The organism is Methanoculleus chikugoensis (assembly GCF_900095385.1).
Lineage (GTDB): Archaea > Halobacteriota > Methanomicrobia > Methanomicrobiales > Methanoculleaceae > Methanoculleus > Methanoculleus chikugoensis_A.
In genome coordinates, this window is sequence record NZ_FMID01000036.1 from 1 (window position 1) to 19,085 (window position 19,085).

General features: G+C 63.8%; 19 protein-coding genes. 12 read left to right on the top strand and 7 right to left on the bottom strand.

Annotated elements, in window-relative coordinates:
- The first annotated feature begins 102 nt into the window (after positions 1–102).
- The 4 genes from L21_RS14100 to L21_RS07450 all read left to right on the top strand — a co-directional run bounded on the left by L21_RS14100 (position 103) and on the right by L21_RS07450 (position 3,731).
- Complete coding sequence (locus L21_RS14100) at positions 103–276, top strand: hypothetical protein (RefSeq protein ID WP_178377697.1); 174 nt, start codon at positions 103–105, stop codon at positions 274–276.
- Positions 273–1,241 (top strand): TIGR00341 family protein, encoded by a 969-nt coding sequence (locus L21_RS07440; RefSeq protein ID WP_074369855.1) that lies wholly within the window; start codon positions 273–275, stop codon positions 1,239–1,241. Before L21_RS14100 ends, L21_RS07440 begins: the two co-directional genes overlap by 4 nt.
- A 147-nt stretch (positions 1,242–1,388) precedes the next feature.
- On the top strand, positions 1,389–2,396 hold the full coding sequence (locus tag L21_RS07445; RefSeq protein ID WP_074369856.1) for a phosphate signaling complex PhoU family protein: 1,008 nt from the start codon (positions 1,389–1,391) through the stop codon (positions 2,394–2,396).
- 81 nt (positions 2,397–2,477) lie between these two features.
- The gene (locus L21_RS07450) at positions 2,478–3,731 is read left to right on the top strand and encodes an SLC13 family permease (protein ID WP_074369857.1); all 1,254 of its coding nucleotides are present in this window, start codon (positions 2,478–2,480) and stop codon (positions 3,729–3,731) included.
- 7 nt (positions 3,732–3,738) lie between these two features.
- Here the strand turns inward: L21_RS07450 and L21_RS07455 are convergent, their stop codons facing one another.
- Complete coding sequence (locus L21_RS07455) at positions 3,739–4,614, bottom strand: Clp1/GlmU family protein (protein WP_074369858.1); 876 nt, start codon at positions 4,612–4,614, stop codon at positions 3,739–3,741.
- A 127-nt stretch (positions 4,615–4,741) separates the two neighbouring features.
- On the opposite strand from L21_RS07455, the gene L21_RS07460 reads away from it, so the two are divergent.
- Complete coding sequence (locus tag L21_RS07460; protein ID WP_074369859.1) at positions 4,742–5,263, top strand: hypothetical protein; 522 nt, start codon at positions 4,742–4,744, stop codon at positions 5,261–5,263.
- A 1-nt stretch (position 5,264) separates the two neighbouring features.
- On the opposite strand, the gene L21_RS07465 is transcribed toward L21_RS07460, so the two are convergent.
- Both L21_RS07465 and L21_RS07470 read right to left on the bottom strand, forming a co-directional pair.
- Positions 5,265–6,257, bottom strand: a complete 993-nt coding sequence (locus tag L21_RS07465) for a hypothetical protein (protein ID WP_074369860.1) — start codon at positions 6,255–6,257, stop codon at positions 5,265–5,267.
- Positions 6,258–6,317: 60 nt separating this feature from the next.
- Entirely contained in the window at positions 6,318–6,794 is a 477-nt protein-coding gene (locus L21_RS07470; RefSeq protein WP_074369861.1) for a pyridoxamine 5'-phosphate oxidase family protein, read from the bottom strand.
- A 396-nt stretch (positions 6,795–7,190) separates the two neighbouring features.
- On the opposite strand from L21_RS07470, the gene L21_RS07475 reads away from it, so the two are divergent.
- Positions 7,191–8,570 carry a hypothetical protein gene (locus L21_RS07475; RefSeq protein WP_256712679.1) on the top strand — a complete coding sequence of 460 codons (1,380 nt, stop codon included), beginning with the start codon at positions 7,191–7,193 and terminating at the stop codon, positions 8,568–8,570.
- 26 nt (positions 8,571–8,596) lie between these two features.
- Here L21_RS07475 and L21_RS07480 read toward each other — a convergent pair whose 3' ends face one another.
- On the bottom strand, positions 8,597–9,094 hold the full coding sequence (locus tag L21_RS07480; protein WP_074369863.1) for a metallophosphoesterase: 498 nt from the start codon (positions 9,092–9,094) through the stop codon (positions 8,597–8,599).
- Between the two features lie 247 nt (positions 9,095–9,341).
- On the opposite strand from L21_RS07480, the gene L21_RS13575 reads away from it, so the two are divergent.
- The gene (locus tag L21_RS13575) at positions 9,342–9,512 is read left to right on the top strand and encodes a hypothetical protein (RefSeq protein WP_256712682.1); all 171 of its coding nucleotides are present in this window, start codon (positions 9,342–9,344) and stop codon (positions 9,510–9,512) included.
- Positions 9,513–9,541: 29 nt separating this feature from the next.
- On the opposite strand, the gene L21_RS07485 is transcribed toward L21_RS13575, so the two are convergent.
- Positions 9,542–10,765: a GNAT family N-acetyltransferase gene (locus L21_RS07485; RefSeq protein ID WP_256712683.1), complete on the bottom strand. Its 1,224-nt coding sequence runs from the start codon at positions 10,763–10,765 to the stop codon at positions 9,542–9,544.
- A gap of 21 nt (positions 10,766–10,786) precedes the next feature.
- Positions 10,787–12,154 carry an ATP-binding protein gene (locus L21_RS07490; RefSeq protein ID WP_256712686.1) on the bottom strand — a complete coding sequence of 456 codons (1,368 nt, stop codon included), beginning with the start codon at positions 12,152–12,154 and terminating at the stop codon, positions 10,787–10,789.
- Positions 12,155–12,370: 216 nt separating this feature from the next.
- On the opposite strand from L21_RS07490, the gene L21_RS07495 reads away from it, so the two are divergent.
- On the top strand, positions 12,371–13,960 hold the full coding sequence (locus tag L21_RS07495) for an NAD+ synthase (RefSeq protein ID WP_074369865.1): 1,590 nt from the start codon (positions 12,371–12,373) through the stop codon (positions 13,958–13,960).
- Positions 13,960–14,640: an endonuclease III domain-containing protein gene (locus tag L21_RS07500; RefSeq protein ID WP_074369866.1), complete on the top strand. Its 681-nt coding sequence runs from the start codon at positions 13,960–13,962 to the stop codon at positions 14,638–14,640. The genes L21_RS07495 and L21_RS07500 overlap by 1 nt, the downstream gene beginning before the upstream one ends.
- A gap of 600 nt (positions 14,641–15,240) precedes the next feature.
- Here the strand turns inward: L21_RS07500 and L21_RS07505 are convergent.
- Positions 15,241–15,420, bottom strand: coding sequence for a hypothetical protein (locus L21_RS07505; RefSeq protein ID WP_074369867.1), 180 nt, complete (start codon positions 15,418–15,420; stop codon positions 15,241–15,243).
- 146 nt (positions 15,421–15,566) lie between these two features.
- Between L21_RS07505 and recQ the strand changes: the two genes are divergently transcribed.
- The 3 genes from recQ to L21_RS07520 all read left to right on the top strand — a co-directional run bounded on the left by recQ (position 15,567) and on the right by L21_RS07520 (position 18,947).
- Positions 15,567–17,381 carry a DNA helicase RecQ gene (gene recQ, locus L21_RS07510; RefSeq protein ID WP_074369868.1) on the top strand — a complete coding sequence of 605 codons (1,815 nt, stop codon included), beginning with the start codon at positions 15,567–15,569 and terminating at the stop codon, positions 17,379–17,381.
- Between the two features lie 84 nt (positions 17,382–17,465).
- Positions 17,466–18,434, top strand: a complete 969-nt coding sequence (locus L21_RS07515; protein ID WP_256712689.1) for an endonuclease/exonuclease/phosphatase family protein — start codon at positions 17,466–17,468, stop codon at positions 18,432–18,434.
- Positions 18,435–18,542: 108 nt separating this feature from the next.
- Positions 18,543–18,947 (top strand): pyridoxamine 5'-phosphate oxidase family protein, encoded by a 405-nt coding sequence (locus L21_RS07520; RefSeq protein WP_074369870.1) that lies wholly within the window; start codon positions 18,543–18,545, stop codon positions 18,945–18,947.
- Positions 18,948–19,085 lie beyond the last annotated feature (138 nt).

The window sequence follows — 19,085 nt, forward strand, 5'->3', positions numbered from 1 at the left end:
CACCCGAAAGTTAAATTTCCGTCAAGACCGCGATGCCACGGTTGTCCCGCCTCTCCTGCGCCCGGGCAACATTTATGTTCAGCCGCCGCGATCATACTCGTTGTGGACGCTACCGTCGCCGGGATTGCCCCCGTGGACGACAAACATCCCGCATCGGCTCCCGCGGAGAGCCCGGGGTCGGGCACGCGGCAGGAGACTGAGCGGGAGGAACATGAACTCACGCGTCCCGGTAACACGCGCATCGGCAGGGCCGCCATCGGCCGGGCGGAGAGATGAAGAAGATCGTCGTTCACGTGCGCGAAGACGGGCACGAGAGGGTGGAAGAGGTTCTCGAGGGGCTTCACTACACGGTATCGCTCGTTCAGAATGTCTACCAGATCACCATATACACGCCGGACGAGAACCTCGACGAACTGATCGAGAAGATCCAGAGCGTGCTCGATCTCCGGTACAACGAGAACATGATCGAGGTCTCGGCACCGGAGTTCGTCATCTCGTCACTCCTGAAACGCGCCGAAAAAAAGGCCGAGGAGAAGGAAGAGAAGACCCCGGTCGAGAAGCTGGTCGACCAGGTCAAGGGTTACGGCGAACTCGATCTCGAAAAACTCGCGTTGACATCCATCGCCGGACTGGTGGCCCTCTCCGGCCTGCTGCTCGACAACCAGACGATCATCATCGGGGCGATGCTCCTCTCCCCGATCATGGGCCCGATCTACGGGTTCTCCGTCTATGCCGCTCTCGGCGATATTCAGAATGCCACGCGCTGCCTTGGCGTGCTCGCGGCGCTGCTTCTGGGCGTTTTCATCCTCTCCGCAGTCGCCAGTTTCCTGATCAATCTCGTCATACCGCTCACGATGACCGAAGAGATTGCCACGCGCCTCGTGTTGAACCCCATCTACAGCCTGATGGCAGTCTTCCTCGGGTTTGCGGCGGCGCTGGCGTTCAGCAGGGGCACGACGGAGGTCATCGCCGGCGTCGCCATCGCCGCCGCCATCATCCCGCCGACGGTGGTGGCCGGCCTCGTCCTGGTGCTCCAACCGATGAGCCTGATCGTTTCCGGGGTGCTGGTTGCAGGACAGATCGTCGGGCTGATAGCAGGCGCGCTCGTCGCCGTGGTCCTGATGAAGATAGAGCCCCGGGCTCCCCAGGACAAAGCCGCCGCGCGACGATACCGGATCGGGTCGATCGTAACGACCGTGATCCTCTTCACCCTGCTCCTCTGGATCACGGCGCTCATGTGATATAACGGCAATATTTGCCAGCCGGAGATCGCGCGGGCGAATGCTCCCGAAAACGACTATACCAATATAGTCTCTCCTCGCAGATACCGGTGACGTATATAGCCCACAGAACGCATATATCCTCCCGGCACCAACGCCTACCAACTCATGGAGATCAGAAAAGTCCAGATCACCGGCGGTTCGTCATACATCGTATCCCTGCCGAAACAGTGGATCAGGGCCGCGAATATCCAGAAGAACGACCCGGTGGGATTGGTCGTGCAGCCCGACGGATCGCTCCTGATCACCCCGAAGATCAGCGGCGAGTCGGCCCACCGGACCAGGGTCTTCGAAGTAGGGGCCGCAACCGACCGTACCTACCTGCTCCGCCTCCTTGTGGGAGCGTATATTGCCGGGTTCACGACCATCCGTCTTGAGTCGAAAGGAAGGATGCCCCCGTTCATCCTGCAGCTCGTCCGGGAGTTCACGCAGATGGCGATCGGGCAGGAGGTGGTCGGCGAGACCGACACCTCGATAACGATCAAGGATCTCCTCAACCCCGCAGAGATGCCGTTTGAAAACACCATCAAACGGATGCACCTTCTCGCGCGGGGCATGCAGCAGGACGCGATGGCCGCGATACGGGGGCACGATGCGGCTCTTGCAGACGATGTCGTCACGCGGGACACGGAAGTCGACCGGCTGCACTGGCTCGTTGCGCGGCAGAACAACCTCATCGCGAGCGACGCCACGCTCGCGCGCCGGATGGACATCCCGGTAGCCCAGGCGGCGTACTGCTTCCAGGTAAGCAGGATCGTCGAGCGGATCGCCGACCACGCCACCCGGGTCGCACACAACGCCCTTCTCCTGATCGACCGGGAGATCGAGACGGCGACCCTCGACCTCATGGACGAGGCAAGCACGCTTGCCCTGCAGATCTTCTCGTGGAGCATGGAGGCGTTTCACACGGGAGACGTCGCAAAGGCGAACGCGACGCTTCAGAGGGTGCGCGACCTCGAGGAGACGACACGCGATATCGATACCCGGGTGCTCCGGTTCGAGGCGGTGACGGCGATCCCGATGGGGCAGATCACAGACAGCATCCGGCGGATCGGAGAATATTCCGGCGACATCGGCGAGTGCGTCATCAACTATACCGTCGGGCGGGAGGCCTGACGGCTCTTCGGCTCCGGGAGATCCTTTTTTCGGGTAGGAGCAAAAACAATCGATTGCACGCAGTTCTTCTCCGGCGATATCATGGGCACACTCATCCCGCTCGTCGTTCTCGTCATCGTCTTCCTCCTGATCGCGGTCAGAAAGATAGGGAACGTCAACTTCCGCATCTGGCAGGTGATGCTCCTCGGTGCGGCGGCCGTCCTCGCAACGGGATCGATCGCGCCGCTCGACGCGCTCGCGTCGATCAACCTCGACGTGATGCTCTTCCTCTTCTTCATGTTCGTGATCGGGGAGGCGCTCGCGTCGAGCGGTTACCTCCACCACCTCTCCTTTCGCCTCTTTTCACGGGCGGAGTCGGTCAGGCACCTGGTCGTTCTCATCCTCATCGGCGCAGGCTTCCTCTCGGCGCTCCTGATGAACGACACGCTCGCGGTCGTCGGCACCCCGCTGATGCTCTACTTCGCCCGGCGGCACGGCATCTCTTCAAAACTCCTGCTGCTCACCCTTGCGTTCGCCGTCACGACCGGAAGCGTCCCAAGCCCCATCGGGAACCCGCAGAACCTCCTCATCGCGCTCTCCGGCGATGTTGCAAACCCGTTCGTCACGTTCCCCCTCTACCTCGCCGTCCCGACGGCGATCTCCCTCCTGCTCGCCTACGCCTTCCTCTGCCGGGCGTTCCCGGACGAACTCAACTCCACCGTCCCGCTGGTTCACCGCGAGGAGACGATCTGTGATCCCGGCCTCGCGGCCCTCGCCCGCCTCTCGCTCATCCTGCTCGTCATCATGATCGCAGTTAGAATAGCGGCGGTGACGCTCGTCCCGGGTCTCGATATCCCGCTGACCTGGATCGCGGCCGTTGCGGCCATCCCCATCCTCGTCGGGAGCAGACGGCGGTTCGAGATCCTCCGCCGGATCGACTGGCCGACACTGGCGTTCTTCGCCGGCCTCTTCGTCCTCATGGCGAGCGTCTGGCAGTCGGGGTTCTTCCAGCCGCTCGTCGAAGGGAGTTCGCTCGATCTCGGCGCCGTCCCGGTCATCGTCGCAACCGGCGTCGTCGTCTCCCAGTTCATCTCGAACGTCCCCTTCGTCGCCCTCTTCCTCCCGGCCCTCTCCCACCTCGGGACGTCCACCGTCGGGCTGATGGCGCTTGCGGCAGGCAGCACCATCGCCGGGAACATGCTGATCCTCGGCGCGGCCAGCAACGTCATCGTCATCCAGGGTGCGGAGAAGGAAGGCGAGACGCTGACATTCGCCGAGTTTGCGCGGGTCGGTGTTCCGCTCACCCTCGCCCAGGCGGTGGTCTACATAATCTGGCTCTCGCTCATCCCGGCATGAGAGGGACTCAGCACCGGAACGACTCCATCGACCCCGGAGCCGCCCCGGGATCCAGGGAGATCGAACCGAACCGGATCGAGGCGACGGCGGCCGGGTCGAAGGGCGGGGCGAAGACCTCGAGCTGCCTTCCGGGATGCAGGTCCTCGACGATGCCGAGGGCGACGACGAAGTTCTCGGGGTCGTTGAGGGAGACCAGCCTCCCGCCGAACCCGCGGGGGTTCCCGAGATCGGGCACCCTGCCCTGGAGCCCGAGCCCCCGGAGCGGAATCTCCTGCGATCGCGCGTCGGCAAAATAGGCCCTGAACCGTTCCTCGCGGTAACGCCGCCGTCCGGCGGCAGGCCGGGCAACTACGGCAGGGGAGACAGCCAGCCGGTGGATTAGAGTCCCCGGACGACGGGCGAAGTTCGCGAGCAGCCGTTCGATCTCCCGCGCGCGCTGGAGGGCGACGATGCGGGTGGGGCGGAGGAGATCGATCATCTGCAACTGGAACTCGATGCCCACCCCGCCGGAGACGAGCCCGGGCGAGTCGATGACGGTGACGCGAGCGGAGAGTTCGTCGGCCTTCTCGACGAGACGTTTTGCTCCCGTGATGGTCTGGACGAAGTGGCCGCCCGGGGACGTCGAACCGACGAACCGGAGATAGGGTTCCGACGGGCCGGGATAGACAGCCATCCCCTCGGTCGTCGGCGGCCCGATCCGCGACTGCCCGGTGTCGCAGTCGACGTATGCCGTCCTCGTCTGCTCCGCCGCCGTATCGACAAGGTAACGGCAGAGCGTTGTCTTCCCGCTGTCCGTCGCCCCGACGACGTAGACGCGCTCCCCGGTATCCGACTCCCGAAGCGCCGCGGCGAGGTCTTCCCATCCTTCCCCGATACTGATCAACCCGGTACGCCTCCCTGGAGGAACTGTTGTGCTCGATAGGTATAGTGCTTGGTGCAATGCCTCCCGCCCGAAGGCCGCAACCCACCCGGGAGAGGGTTTATCTTGAGGGTGTCCCTACCCGCAGGCCATGGCCAGAACGCCAACAACCACCGAACCGGTGACTGCAGCCCTCGGCAGGACGTTCCCCACCCTCATGGCAGCGTCCCTCTCCGGCAGGGTCGTCACCCTCCCCGACGATGCGGGAGGCGACGTCTCGCTCGTCGTCCTCGTCTTCCTCGAGTCCGCCGGGCCGATGGCGGAGTCCTGGAGCGGCCCCTTCGTCGGAGCGTTCACCGAGAATCCCCGGGTGAAGACCTACCTCGTTGCGGTCATCGGGGACAGCCTCATCGGGAGTTCACTCGCCGACCGCATCCGGCAGGGGCTCGCGGGCGGTACCCCTCCCGCGAAGCACGACCAGGTGCTGATCTACCCGGAGGATATCGAGCGGTGCCGGCGGGCCTACGCGATCGGCGACCCCTCGCTCGCCTACATCTACCTCCTGGACGGGCGCGGCATCATTCGCTGGATGGAGAAAGGGACCGCAACACCGGAAGGGCTCGCCGGCCTGCTCGATACCGCCGGGGCAATGCTCGAACCGCTCCTTGTGTGACTCACGGCAGCGGGCGGCGGCGGGCCGGCAGGACAGCGGCAACAAAGGCAAGCACGGGGCCGATCACGAGCCCCGCCCAGGCGACCAGGGCGAGAGCACCGAGCGCTGCCATGGCGATCCGCTCCCCGGTTCCGATCAGTCTGCGGAAGGCGACCAGGAGCGCCCAGACCCCGAGGAGAGCGGGGATGACCGCGAAGACGAGGGTCAGGACGAGAGCGGCCCCGGCGTCCGTTCCCACGGCCGCGATGACCATCTGCATCAGGGTCATGGCGCCGCTCCCGATGTAGAGGAGACCGGCGACCGCCGCAGAGAGCGCGAAGGGGGAGAGGAGCCGGCACCGCCGGAGGAGCAGGGCGGCTCCTATGGCAAGGACGGCGATCATCGGTGCGAAGATGAGGAGGAGAGGCTGCCCCTCGTGGCGGTGGATGGCGACGACGTCAACCGGCACCCGCACCCATTCTCCGAGGGTGTAGGACTCGACGTAGCCGAGCGCGAGAGCGTAGTTTCCTCCCTCCCCGGGGGTGTAGACCGCGAGGGTGTAGTCGCCGGCGGCCGGCGCCGTCGTATCGATCCGGGCGAGTTCATAGAGTTTCGACGGCGTGAACGGCTCGTACTCCGGCTGTTCCGGGAGACGTCCCGGCACCGCCGTCGCGCCGGCACCCTCCGGGACAGCCACGTAGGGCGGAACACTGCCCGCGCTCCCGATACCCGGCCCCATGAGCACCATGCCCGGGACAAACCCGGCTGCATGCGAAACCTGGAGCGTCGCGTATATCCGCTCCCCTTCCTCCATCCGGAACCGGTAGTACCGGGCGGCGGGGCCGTCCGGCAGGGTGTCGTAGATCACCCACGACTTTGCAGCGTCTTCCACGACGAACGCCGAGTCGGATGACGACCCGTCCCGGGCGAAGAGCGGAACGTGAGCAAGGGCGGGGGTCGCGACCAGCAGTGCGATAAGAAGAGCGGAGAACGCCGGACGGCATCCCGGAGCCATAACCGCCCCGTGTCTTCCCGGCTCATAAGGGTTCCGCGCCCCGGACTCCGTCAAAAAAAGTTAGAGGTTCTTTAAGGCAACGATATCGGTCACGCCGGTCAGTTTCCAGATGTTCGAACGCTCTTCGGAGGCGATCGCCTCGATCGGCTCTTCCGGCTTGTGGCCGAGCGCTGCGAGGATGTTCTTCGAGAGGTTGTGCGCCTTGATCATACTCACGAACTTCTCTCTGATGATCTTCTTCTCGATCGCGTCCTCAAGCTGCACCAGGTACCCCTGCATCGTCACGAAGGTGTAGCAGGAGAGGTCACCGGAATATCTCTCGATCTCAACGGAGACATACGGGTGCTGCCGGAAGAGATCGTTCTTCCTGCCGTACTTGGTTGCCAGGAAGTAGAGAAACTTCCCGTCGAAGACATACAGGAACGGGGCGATATACGGGTATTTAGCCCCCTGAAACGCGATACGGCTGAGAAACCCCTCCTCGATGAGCTTATCGTACTCCGCTTTATCCATATTCGGTATCTTCACAATCTCCATCAGGCTTCCTCTTAACCCGGTAACCCGCGAGAGTACATATAGGTTTCCAGAGGAGAGAAGGCAACGTTCCTGGAGTTCGGCGTAACTGACCGGCAGCAGGCGCGATCACTATACTACCAGCCTCAAGAGCCGGAATTGAGGATCGTGACCCAACCGGAAACAGAACCAACGGGCCCTCCCTGCCGCAGGGCCCCCACGCCTCAGGAGGGGGCGGAAAGGGTTCGCCTGTCGGCCGGTTCCGGCCCGGGTCGTTCGTGACGACTTCGGTGCTGCCGGGCACGCAGCCGGGGGATGGCGGATCTCCGGCGGTAGCGGAAACGGTTTTGTCGGAGGGGTGTTTTTCCAAAACACGCAATATAATAATATTTATATAAATCTACTGAAAGAAAAATCCTCATGAGCAAGCACCATGAGAATGCTCTCATTTTCCTGGGAATTGCCGTTTGCGCGGGATTCCTCCTCGCCATACCGGCCGTTGCCGACTCGGGCCAGGGGCTCATGGCACTTGAGTCGGGAGAGTTACTGCCGTTCTCGCCCGGCAACCTGTCGGCGATAGGGGACAACCTGGAGCCATCCGACCTCCGGGCACTCGCCGATGAGGGGAACGCAACAGACACGGCCCCGGCACTCCCGGAGGAGGACAACGCAACCGGAACCTCCCCGGTGCACATGGATGAGAGGGATAACCCCGATCCGTTCGCAGAGTTCCAGGACGGGGAAAACGCCTCCTCTGTCTCTGAAGAACCCCTCTCCGAGAGCGATGCGGAGCCGGTGACGCCTGCCGTGCCGGAGAGCACCGACCGGCCCGTTCCTGTGGTCGGGACCCCTTACGAGGGAACCGGAGATTATGACGACGAACGGCTGGCCGGGCTGGTCGAGACCGCCAGCATCCGCCTGATGAGACTCTCGATGGAGCATGCCCACGCCCTCTATCTGCAGGACGCAGATGCCGCTGCCGTAGCGGCGGACGATCTGCATGCGTTCTCCGTCAGGCTGCTCGGCGAGGTGCAGCCGCTCCAGGTCTCCCCTGAACGGCAGCTCTTCAAGGACGAGTTCGTCAGGTCGCTCGAGGCTTACTCGGCAGCAAGCAAGACGCTCCTCGACCCGGTTGATACCGGCGAGGATACCGTTCCGACGGCATTCAAGGATCTCGCCACGGCGTCGGAGGGGCTTGAGAATGTCACCCGGCAGGCCGCCGAGATACAGCCGGCAGACGGCGGCATCTCCACGATGAACGTTGCCGCCAGCACCTTTGCGGTCAGCACCGGACCGGTCGTGGTCGCACCGCCGGAGAAGGTTCTTCCGCTCATGGACCGTCACACCTACGACGATCCGGGCGGCGAGAACATGATCTCGCTGCTCGCCGAGTCCACCCGGACCGCAACGACATACCGGGAGGTTCCCGGCAATGAGTCGACGCCGACCGTCGAAGCAGGCGAGGGGCGTATGTTCTTCCTCGTAGCCGTCAAGTCGACCAACCTCGGGCACAAGGGCGACTCCGACCTCTACACCATCGAGACGCCCGCACGGGACGCGTTCGTCCTCGAATACGGGGGAACCACGGCCGCCCCCCTGGATGTCCCGCCCTTCACCACGCTCGGGGAGTCGTTCGACAAAAAGCCGCTTGAGCGGTACGAGTCCCTGAAAGGCTACCTCTACTTCGACGTCCCGGATACCTTCGAGGTCTCCGGGGCGACGCTCAGGGCGGATCTCGGGTATGCCGGCACCCCGGCCTGGATACTCGACGACGGATCCGGCGACGCGGAAGCGGTATAGCCCGCACCGCCTCTTTTTTTACCCCATCAGAGGGAGAGCAGTTCCACGTTCCGGGTTCCCGTATCCAGCACGGCGACGGTCGGCCGCCCGGTCAGGTAACCGCAGGTCTCCCCAGGGTTGACGACCAGCGTCCCGCAGAGCGTTCTGACCTGAGCCTGGTGGGTATGGCCGTGAACCACGACATCGAAGGCCTTCCGCCCGATGAGCGCCTGCAGGAGTTCGCGGTCATCGCCGTGGAGCAGTCCCATCGTCATGCCGCCCGCGGTGACGGCAGCAAACGTGCCCCGCAAGCTGAGCCGGTCATGCTCGGCAAACCGTGCCGAGAGGAGACGGTGATCGCCGTCGTTGTTCCCGAGGACGCCGATCATGGGCGACTGCAGATTCGCAAGCCGGGGAATGACGAACGGCGAGACGTAATCCCCGGCGTGAAGCACCAGATCTACCCGTTCCCCGTTCAGTTGTTTTACGGCCGCGTCCACCATCTCGAGGCAGTCGTGTGTGTCCGAGAGGATCCCGATGCGCATGTATGCATCCCTGGACACCGTCACGATATATGGCTGTCTATCGCCGCCGGGGCAGAACAGATCCCTCCAGCACGGCCGTCAGGGATGCGCTATCATGTACACCACCCTGGAAATCCGGAATAGTATGACATAACCCGGCATTTTAGAGCGCAAAATCTTTATAAAACCACCATCTGATACTGGAATAGGAGCATGTTTCCGGGATTGCGCCGGGAGCACAGAAAGAATAGATCTGCAGAGGGACAGCATGTGGGCGTACATCAAACACTCTGACGGCAGAACAGAGGAGCGGGAGTTTCCTGTCGGCGTATGCATCGAGATCGGCGACATCCTCGAAGACGGATCGATCGTCATCGATGTCCCATACCCCGACGAGATCGAAGACGATGCAGAGTTCCCGGATCTCTACGACGACTGAATCGGGCAGAACGGTCGCGCGAGAACGGTTTATCGCCGGAACCAGCCTGCGGCCCGGCGCATCGGCTGGACGTTCGCCCCCTCCATCTCGCCGAGAGCAAACGCGAACCTTGCCCGGATCGTCGGCGGGAGGTCGCTCTCCGGTATCGATATGAATCCATACTCCCCGTAAAAATCGACGAGGCTCCTGACCGAGTGCATGTACAGGGTATCGTGCTGGCACGCCTCGACGAGTGCGTCCATCGCCCGCCGGGCATATCCCCGGCCCCGGAACCTGGCCGGAGTGAAGACACCGTCCACCTCATAGCCGTCCGGATGCCGGCGGCACCGGGCGACGGAGACCAGCGTGCCGTCAACAAAGACCCCGAATATCCGATCCGTCTTCGGGTCAGCCTTTAGCTCGTGGTAATCGACCCAGATCTCTTCTGCAAGCTCAAACTCCTCGCTCCGCAGTTCCCGGGTCTCGATATCCAGGCGGATCGAGACCGTCAGCACCAGAACCGACTGTTTGACACACCCTATAACGGCGCTCGTAACGCTCCCGAGCGGGGCGGCTCCCGCAACGTCACGTCTCCCTATGCGCGGGATGGCAACCAGGGATGCGCCGAGCTCGTCCGCCACGGCGCAGATGGTGCGCGCGGGATCCCCGGCCCGTACCAGCGGCTCGAGTTCTCGCCCGGGGACCGAAAGAACGTCTTTCAGGGCGGCGAGCCGGTCACCGGCCTCCTGCTTCGTCCCCGAACGCCCGGGTTCGACGACGTGGAGGAGCACCACCGACTCGCTCCCGGCAGCGTCTTTAAGGAGCGAACGGACTTCAGGTGCCGGGTCCGCGAGATCGGTCGGCACCAGCAGCCGTGAAAAGAGCGCCGGCCCTTCCCCCGCCGACCGGGGCACGATCAGGACGTGCACCCGGGCGTCCCGGAGCACGGTGGCCGCAACGTTGCCGGAGAAGAGGTTCCGGAGAAGCCCCTGGTCACGAACTCCCATCGCGATCAGGTCTGCCCCCGTCTCCAGGGCGGTCCGGAGTATCCTCTCCGGGAGATCAGTCCCGTCATCCTCCGCAACCACCACCTCGACGGGGAACCCCTGCCGTTGCACCAGCTCCCGCACCCGGTGGAGCGCATCCTCATCGGCGGGCGAGAGGCCTGCCGATCCCGGGGCATGAACGAGGAAGACCTCGCGGACGCCCGGAACCTCGCCGACCCGCTCCGCCATGGTGAAGGAGGCCTCGGAGAGGTCTGTCGGAATAAGCACCTTTGCAAACATTCTTCTGCCTCAGATGATCCGGTATCCGCTTGGGGGCACGTGTATCTCAAACCTTGCCCCCTTGCCGGGCGTCCCGGTCTCCCGGATCGTCATATTCGTGATGGCCAGGATCTCCCTGACGAGAAAGAGCCCGAGCCCGCCTTCGATGCCGACACCGTAATCGAAGATCCGTTCCTTCCCCACTTCGGGAATCCCAACGCCGTCGTCCTCGATAGAGATTACGAGCCCGTCGTCCAGGATCCGGTAGGTGATGACGACCAAGGATACGGTCTTCCCGTGCCGGACGGCGTTCTCCAGCAGGTTCGAAAAGACCCGGTCGAGCATCGGATCGGCGAAGATCTCGAGCCGCTCAACCCAGGAGCGAACCGATATTCCGGGGAGCAGCAGGCACGACGTCACCTCCCTGACCACCCTCTGGACCGGCTGCCAGCCCGGCGGCCGGATGCCGAGATCCTGGTAGTCCCGGGTGATCTCCGCGCGCCGCTGCACCACCCGGGCGTCCTCCTCCAGGCTCTCGAGATATCGGCGGATACCGGGGTCGTCGAACTCCCGCATCCCCCCGGCGATCCGATCGAGGAGTCCCGATACCGCCGAGGCGAGATCGCTCCGGGTGAGGTGTCCCAGCATATTCAGTTTTGTGTTCGTCCGGCGGAGTGCATCCTCCGCGTTCTTCCGGGCGGTGATGTCGACGAGCGTGAGAACGATCCGGTCGCCCGGGAGGCGGCCGGCCGATACGAGCACCTGGACGGCTGCTCCATCGATACGGAGAAGCGTCGTCTCGCACTCGTAGACGGCTCCATTCCGGTCGACATCTACCGCTAGCGCCTCCCATGCTCCGGGGTCATCGAAGAGGCCGGCGACATGCTTCCCGACCAGGTTCTTCGTCGTGAAGCCGAGGAGCGCGGCTCCCACGTAGTTCGCCTCCTCGATGTGCGGCCCGGACTCGCCGCGGGCAACGACGAACGTTCCCGCCTCCGAGTTATCGAAGATCCCGCGGTACCGCTCTTCCTGCTCCCGCAGCCGGAGGGAGAGGAGCGATACGACGGCGCCGACAGCAGCGAAGACCACCGCACGCGAGAGCGCCGAGACGATCGCGCCGGTCTCTCCCCCGGTGAAGGGCAGGCTCAACGCCAGATATCCGAGAGCCAGGGCAATCGAGAAGACGATTCCGCGGCGGGGGAACCAGTAGGCGGCAAGTACGATCGGCAGGTACAGCAGGTGCGGGAGGACGATGGTAATGCCGGCAAGGAGGCCGGCGGCGTTTGCGATGAAGGCGATGAGAACCGATGCCGCAAGCAGGAGGAGCCGGGTGTCCTGGATTGCGGATCGGCGGCGGTCCGAGGTCAGGCTGCTCGCCCCCGGGTACCGGTGCGCCACGCAACCGATGCGCCGGAACTCCGGCCGGGGAAGATCGCTTCACGGCATGCTCTCTGCATGATACCCTCTAAGGCGCATTGATCTTCGGCCTTTAAAAGGGGTATGATCGGCGGACGCGGGCAGTAGGGCGCGGAGGTTCGCTTCCCGAGGAGATACAGTCATGCAAAGACATATGCCATCCGTTCCGCCAATAATGATCATAATCGGGGAAGTACCATGAAGATCTCGCTCCTCCAGGTGAACACGGTCGTCGGCGACCTCACCGGCAACGCCGACCGGATTGCGGCGGGCGTACGCGAGGCGTCCCGCCACGGGCCGGACCTGATCGTCGCCCCGGAACTCTCCCTGATCGGCTGCCCATCCCGGGATCTGCTCCTGCAGGCGGGGTTCATAACCCGGAGCCTCGCCGTCCTGAATGACCTGGCCGCCGGGCTCGCCGATGCCCCGCCGGTTCTCGTCGGTTTCGCCGAGCCGACCCCCGCCGGAATCGACCGACCGCTCTTCAACGCTGCCGCCCTCCTCCGGGACGGGGAGGTGCGGGAGACGTTCCGGAAGACCTCAACCTCCGATGGCTTCGACGAAGGGCGCTACTTCGAGCCGGCGGCCGGGGGCCCCGGGGCATTCCGCCTCGGCGAGAGAACAGTCGCCGTCGCCATCGGCGAGGAGATCCCATGTGGGGGGCAGGCTCCGGACGCGATCGTGAACCTCTCGGCATCGCCGTTTGCCGTCGGAAGACACCGCCTGCGCGAGGGGACGCTCTCCCGGGCCGCAAAAGAGCACCGGGTCGCGATCGTCTCGGCAAACCTCGTCGGCGGGAACGACGATCTGGTCTTCGCCGGTCGGAGCGTTGCCTTTTCCGCCGACGGAACCCTCATCGCCCGCGGCGCAGCCTTTGCCGAGGACGTCGTGACCGTCGATCTCGCCCGCCCCGCCCAGCAGGCGGTCGCTCCCGACGACCAGAGCCCTGAGGCGGAGATCTGGCAGGCGCTGGTGCTCGGCACCCGCGACTACGTCCATAAGTGCGGGTTCACATCCGTCCATCTCGGCATCTCCGGCGGGATCGACTCCTCGCTCGTGGCCGCCGTCGCCGCCCGGGCGCTCGGGCCGGAGAACGTCCTCGGGGTGCTCCTCCCTTCCCCCCACACCTCCGCGGAGAGCATCGAAGACGCCCGGGAGCTTGCGGCAAACCTCGGTATCCGGGTTCAGTGCATCCCAATTGCTCCCATGATGGAGGCGTTCGACGGCGCCCTCGCGGAAGTCTTCGCCGGGCTTGCCCGCGACGTCACCGAGGAGAACCTCCAGGCCAGGATCCGGGCGACCGCCCTGATGGCCCTCGCGAACAAGTTCGGCTCCATGCTCCTCTCGACCGGGAACAAGTCGGAGGTCGCGGTCGGCTACTCTACCCTCTATGGGGATGCGGCAGGGGGGCTATCGGTGATCGCCGACGTCCCGAAGGGGATGGTCTACCGGATTGCCCGGTGGATGAACGCACAAAACCCCGTCATCCCTGAGAGGGTGTTAAAAAAACCTCCCTCCGCGGAGCTCCGGCCAGGCCAGACCGACCAGGAGATCCTCCCCCCCTACGACCTTCTTGACGCGATCCTCCACCGTCATATCGACTGTTTCGAGTCGCCGGATGAGATCATCGCCGCCGGATATCCCGAAGAGACCGTCCGGGAGGTCGCAAGAATGGTCGAACGGGCAGAATTCAAGCGCAGGCAAGCCCCGCCGATGATAAAAGTGACCGGAAGGGCGTTTTCCACCGACTGGCATATGCCGATCGCCGCGAAGCCCTGGTGGCAGTGATGGCGGCGACCCTCACCGAGGATCTCATACAGATCTACGACGCCCTCTTCGCAGCGTTCGGCCACCAGCACTGGTGGCCCGCAAAGACGCCGTTCGAGACGATGATCGGCGCGATCCTCACCCAGAACGTCTCCTGGACGAACGCGGCGCGGGCCGTCCGTAACCTCGAAGACGCCGGGATGCTCGACCCTCATCTCCTCGCCGCTACCGATACCGCCGACATAGCCCCCCTGATCGTTCCTTCCCGGTACTACAACCGGAAGGCGGAGCGGATCAGGGAGTTTTCCCGAGTCTACGTCGCCGAGTTCGGGGCCGACCCGGCGGCGATGGCTGCCGTAGAGACCGGGGAACTCCGCAAGCGGCTGCTCGCCCTCCGGGGGTTCGGGAAGGAGACGGCGGACACCATTCTGCTGTATGCCTGCGAAAAGCCGGTCTTCGTCGTCGACGCCTACACCCGGCGGATATTCTCGCGCTACGGCCTCCTCCCCGAAGGGGCGTCCTACGACCAGACGCAGCGGCTCTTTGCCGAGAGCCTTGAGTCGGACGCGGAACTCTTCAACGACTACCATGCCCAGATCGTGCGCCTGGGGAATACTATCTGCAAAAAATCACCGCTCTGCGACCGCTGTCCCATCCGGGAGGTCTGCGGGACGCTCCGGTGCGCCGTGGGACGGGGATGAAGGATGTAAGGTATCTCAGGGGCGCGAAGGGAAGTGACCAACAACCACACGAATTTCGCGTTTTCGCGCGAGATTTTGTTGTCTACTGGCGATTCACACGAAGTGCGACTGCCCGGAGGATAGAAACTTGAGAAGCCATAGGCTTCAAGTCGCTACGGGCCGAAGGGCTGGAGCGTGAGCACCGCAGGTGCGAGCCACGAAGAACGCGAAGGAAAGAGAGACGTCTATCACATACTCCGCTGAAGCCCATTTTCGGTCTTCCCCTACCCCGATGAGGTTGATGCTGGGCCTGGTTTGTCCCTGGGATCAGCCTTTTTCCTTGAGCATGTCCCCATGCAGTGGACCGTGGTGGCTATCGCCATTGGGGGTGGGGCTGACGGGGAGGGGGTCTCCCCCTCCCCTGTCTCGCGCAAAGATCTGCGCATCTCATCAGCCCCACCTCACCCGGCCTCCGGCCTCCTCATTCGCACCTGACGGTGCTCACGCTCCTGCCCTTCGGCCAGTCGTTCCCCGCCCCTCGGGGCGGGGGCAGTCATGGCGATATTCGGTGGAAAGCCGTGCCCCTAGGGCCGCCAGCGCCGGGAGAGAATCAATGCCCGCTCACTTCGCCCGGTAGATGTTCAGCCCGATTTTGATCTCCTCGTGCCCCGGCACCGGGACGTTCCCCTCGGTGGAGGCGATCGTGATCGACTTCCCGCTCTTGGACGCCCCGAACTCCTTTGCGAGGTCTACGCGTATGGTGAGAATGTTCTTCTCGACCGCCATATCGACGTTCTTCATCGTTTCCAGTACTTGCGCTTCCCGTGGATATGCGCTTCGATCCGGACAGAAAAGAGAGGTGCGGGATCCCGCCACCGCCGCCCGGAACAACAAACCCTATCCCGGCTTCCGCCCAACTCTATTCGCACACCGACTCCGATGAAGCAATGAATGCAAAATACAGTGTTCTGGAGAAATACTTCGGCTATACGTCCTTCCTTCCCCACCAGGAGGAGATCGTCGACGCCGTCCTTGCCGGGCGCGACGTCCTCGCCGTCATGGCGACCGGGGGCGGCAAATCCCTCTGTTACCAGCTCCCCGCCCTCGTCTTCGGCGGGCTTACGGTCGTCGTCTCGCCGCTCATCGCCCTGATGAAAGACCAGGTCGACGGTCTCCGGGCAAACGGCATCCCGGCGGCGACGATCAACAGTTCGCTCGGGCGCGGCGAGCAGAAGATCATTGAGAGAGTGATCCTCGAAGGCCGCATCAGGATCCTCTACGTCTCGCCGGAACGGGCGGTGCAGCCGTTCTTCCTCTCGCTCCTTGAGCGTGCGGCCGTCCGGCTCATCGCCATCGACGAGGCGCACTGCATCTCCATGTGGGGGCACAACTTCCGCCCCGAATACCGCCGGCTCCGGGTGCTCAAAGAGCGGTTCCCGGCGGTCCCCGTCATCGCCCTGACCGCGACCGCCATCCCCGCCGTCCAGAACGACATCGCGGCGCAACTTGCCCTCAAGAACCCGGCCAGGTTCGTCGGGAGTTTCAACCGCAAAAACCTCACCTACCGGGTGGTGCCGAAGGCACGCTACTTCCCGCGGCTGGTCGCGTACTTGCGCGAACACCGAAACGACGCCGGGATCATCTACTGCTTCTCCCAGAAAGCAACGGAGGAACTCGCGAAGAAACTGCAGGAGAAGGGGTTCTCGGCGCTGCCCTACCACGCCGGCCTCCCGGACAGCGTCCGCGCGGAGCACCAGGAGGCATTCTCCCGCGGCGATGCCGCGATCATCTGCGCCACCGTCGCCTTCGGGATGGGCATCGACAAACCGGACGTGCGGTTCGTCATCCACACCGACCTCCCGAAGGATATCGAGTCCTACTACCAGGAGACCGGCAGAGCAGGGAGGGACGGGGAGCCGGGCGACTGCATCCTCTACTATTCCCGTGGCGACTACGGCACAATCCGTTACGTCATCGAGAAGGAGGGCGGCGATGCGGTGCAGAAGGACGTCGCCTATCGCAAAGCCGGAGCGATGCTCGACTACTGCGAGACCGCCGGGTGCCGGAGGAAGTTTCTGCTCGCCTACTTCGGCGAGTCCTACCCCGAAGAGCGGTGCGGCGCGTGCGACCGCTGCGAGACGGAGACCCGGGTCTTTGACGGGACGGAGGTCGCGTCGGCGGTCATCGCCTGCATCCGCGAGACCGGGGAGCGATTCGGCGCTTCTTACGTCGCCGACGTCCTCACCGGTTCGAAGAGCGCGAGGGTTCGCGAGAACGGACACGACCGGCTTCCCGCCTACGGCTCCGGCGGAGGCTACACCCGCGATCAGTGGCTGCTCTTCATCCAGGAGATGGTCGGGAAAGGGTTCGTCACGTCGACCGGCGGCCGGTACCCCGTCCTCGTGCAAAACGACCGGAGCCGGGAGGTGCTCGCGGGGAAGATCCCGGTACCGCTCGCAGAGCCGCGTCCCGGGGGCGTCGTCGCGGCACGGGTCGAGAACGACTACGACGAGACCCTCTTCCTCCGGCTGCGGCAGCTCCGGAAAGTCGTTGCCGACCTCGACCACGTGCCGCCGTTCGTCGTCTTCCACGACCGGAGCCTCAAGGAGATGGCAACGTTCTACCCGGGCACCGGCGTTGCCCTCCTCGAGATCTACGGCGTCAGCGAGGCGAAATTGAAGCGTTACGGCAGGAGATTCCTCGACGCCATCGATAAGCACTGCACCGAACACGGGATCGGGCCGGAGCAGCGGAGAGGGTGACCCCGCCCTGCACAAACACCTTGAAATTGCCTCAACTCGATGTATTAATGAACAAGGAGTGCTAATATGCCATGTACAGGGCATATGCGGCTCATTTCATGGAACGTGGATCTCTTCCGCTCCGGTCTTAAGAGCGTGGAGAAGAAAGTCGAAGCGGTCTGCCAACACTCGCCTGATATCGTCGCTTTCCAGGAGGTGACGGATCGATCCCTGCCGCTCTTCCGGGAAGAACTGGAGAAGTTCGGGCTGTTCCACTCCGTCGACAGCCTTGCGCTGGTGGAGATCGCGCGGGTGGCCTACATGGCCGAACGGCTGAACGAACTTCGCGCGCGGGGCACAAACGATCCCTTTCAGTTTGCGTACAGCGCCTCCCGGCTCTCTGAACAGTACTCGCCTCCCGGCGAAGCAAAGGATTGCGGGTGCCTGATCGCGAGCAGGTATCCCCTCACCCCGCTAAACCCGCTCGACTTCGATATCCCGTGGAAGCAGCGGGTGGTCTCTGCCGTCGTCAGCGCACCGGCAGGCGAGTTCGAGGTCCACAACGTCCATGTGCCGACGGCGATCGGCACCCGGAGGAACGAGATCGTCAAGGCCGAGACGCTGGTCGGGATCTACCGGCACCTCGCCGTTCAGTCGGAGCGACCGCGGATCCTCTGCGGCGATCTCCACATCCCGGAAGCGGAACTCCCCGACGGGACGATCGTTCCGTTCTACCGCGACATCATCCCGGACAAAACCTATAACTCCACGATCTCCGAGAGCGACGAGTACCTCGGCCGCCCGAGAAAGTGGTGGTACAACGCCGAGATGAACGTCCTCCCCGGTCTCGCGGAGTACGACCTCCCCGACGTCTTCCGGAGACTGCACGGCTACCAGGCGAGAGAGTACAGCTGGTGCCCCGACCGCGGGCCCGAGGATGTCCCGAAGTGCAAACGCTACGACCACATCTTCGCGTCCGTGCGCCTCAACCCGACGGCGTGCTGGTACCTCCACGACCTGCGTGGGCGGGGGTTGAGCGACCACTCCGCCGTCGTGATGGACTTCGAGCCGTGAGCGGTGCGGCCGACCGGGGCGCAAGCCCAATCGGCTTCACCATGGCCGCTGTTTTCTACAGGATCTATTTTTAAACCTGCAATCGAGAGATCATACCGGTGAAAAACGATGGTTGCACTTACTGAAGAGATGAAGACGGCGTTTCGCACGATGAAGGCGTTCCCGGTCGCAACTGCCTCGAAGGACGGATGGCCGAACGTGGTGCCGATCGGGTTCGTCGAGCTCGTCGACGACGAGACGATCTGGATCGCGGACAACTTCATGAAGAAGACGCTTGCAAACATCCAGGAGAACCCGAAGATCTCCATCTACGTCTGGGGACCCGAGACGAAGGGCTGCTTCCAGGTCAAGGGCGACGTCGAGATCCGGTCGAGCGGCCCGGAGTTCGAGAAGATGCAGTTCACCGTCCACTCGAAGATGGCGAAGGCACCGGCAAAGAACCTCCTCATCGTGAAGATCCGCGAGATCTACGAGTGCTCCCCCGGACCGAAGGCCGGGGAGAAGATTCTTTAACTTTTTTCTTCGGGATCCCTGCCGGGATCTGTCGTGGACAATCTCCGCGGCCTTCTCCCAGGTTCTCTTGTGCCGCAGGCGACTACCCACCCACAGATTTCCGTTGGCCATTGCCACTGGGGGAGGCGGCTCGCGGGG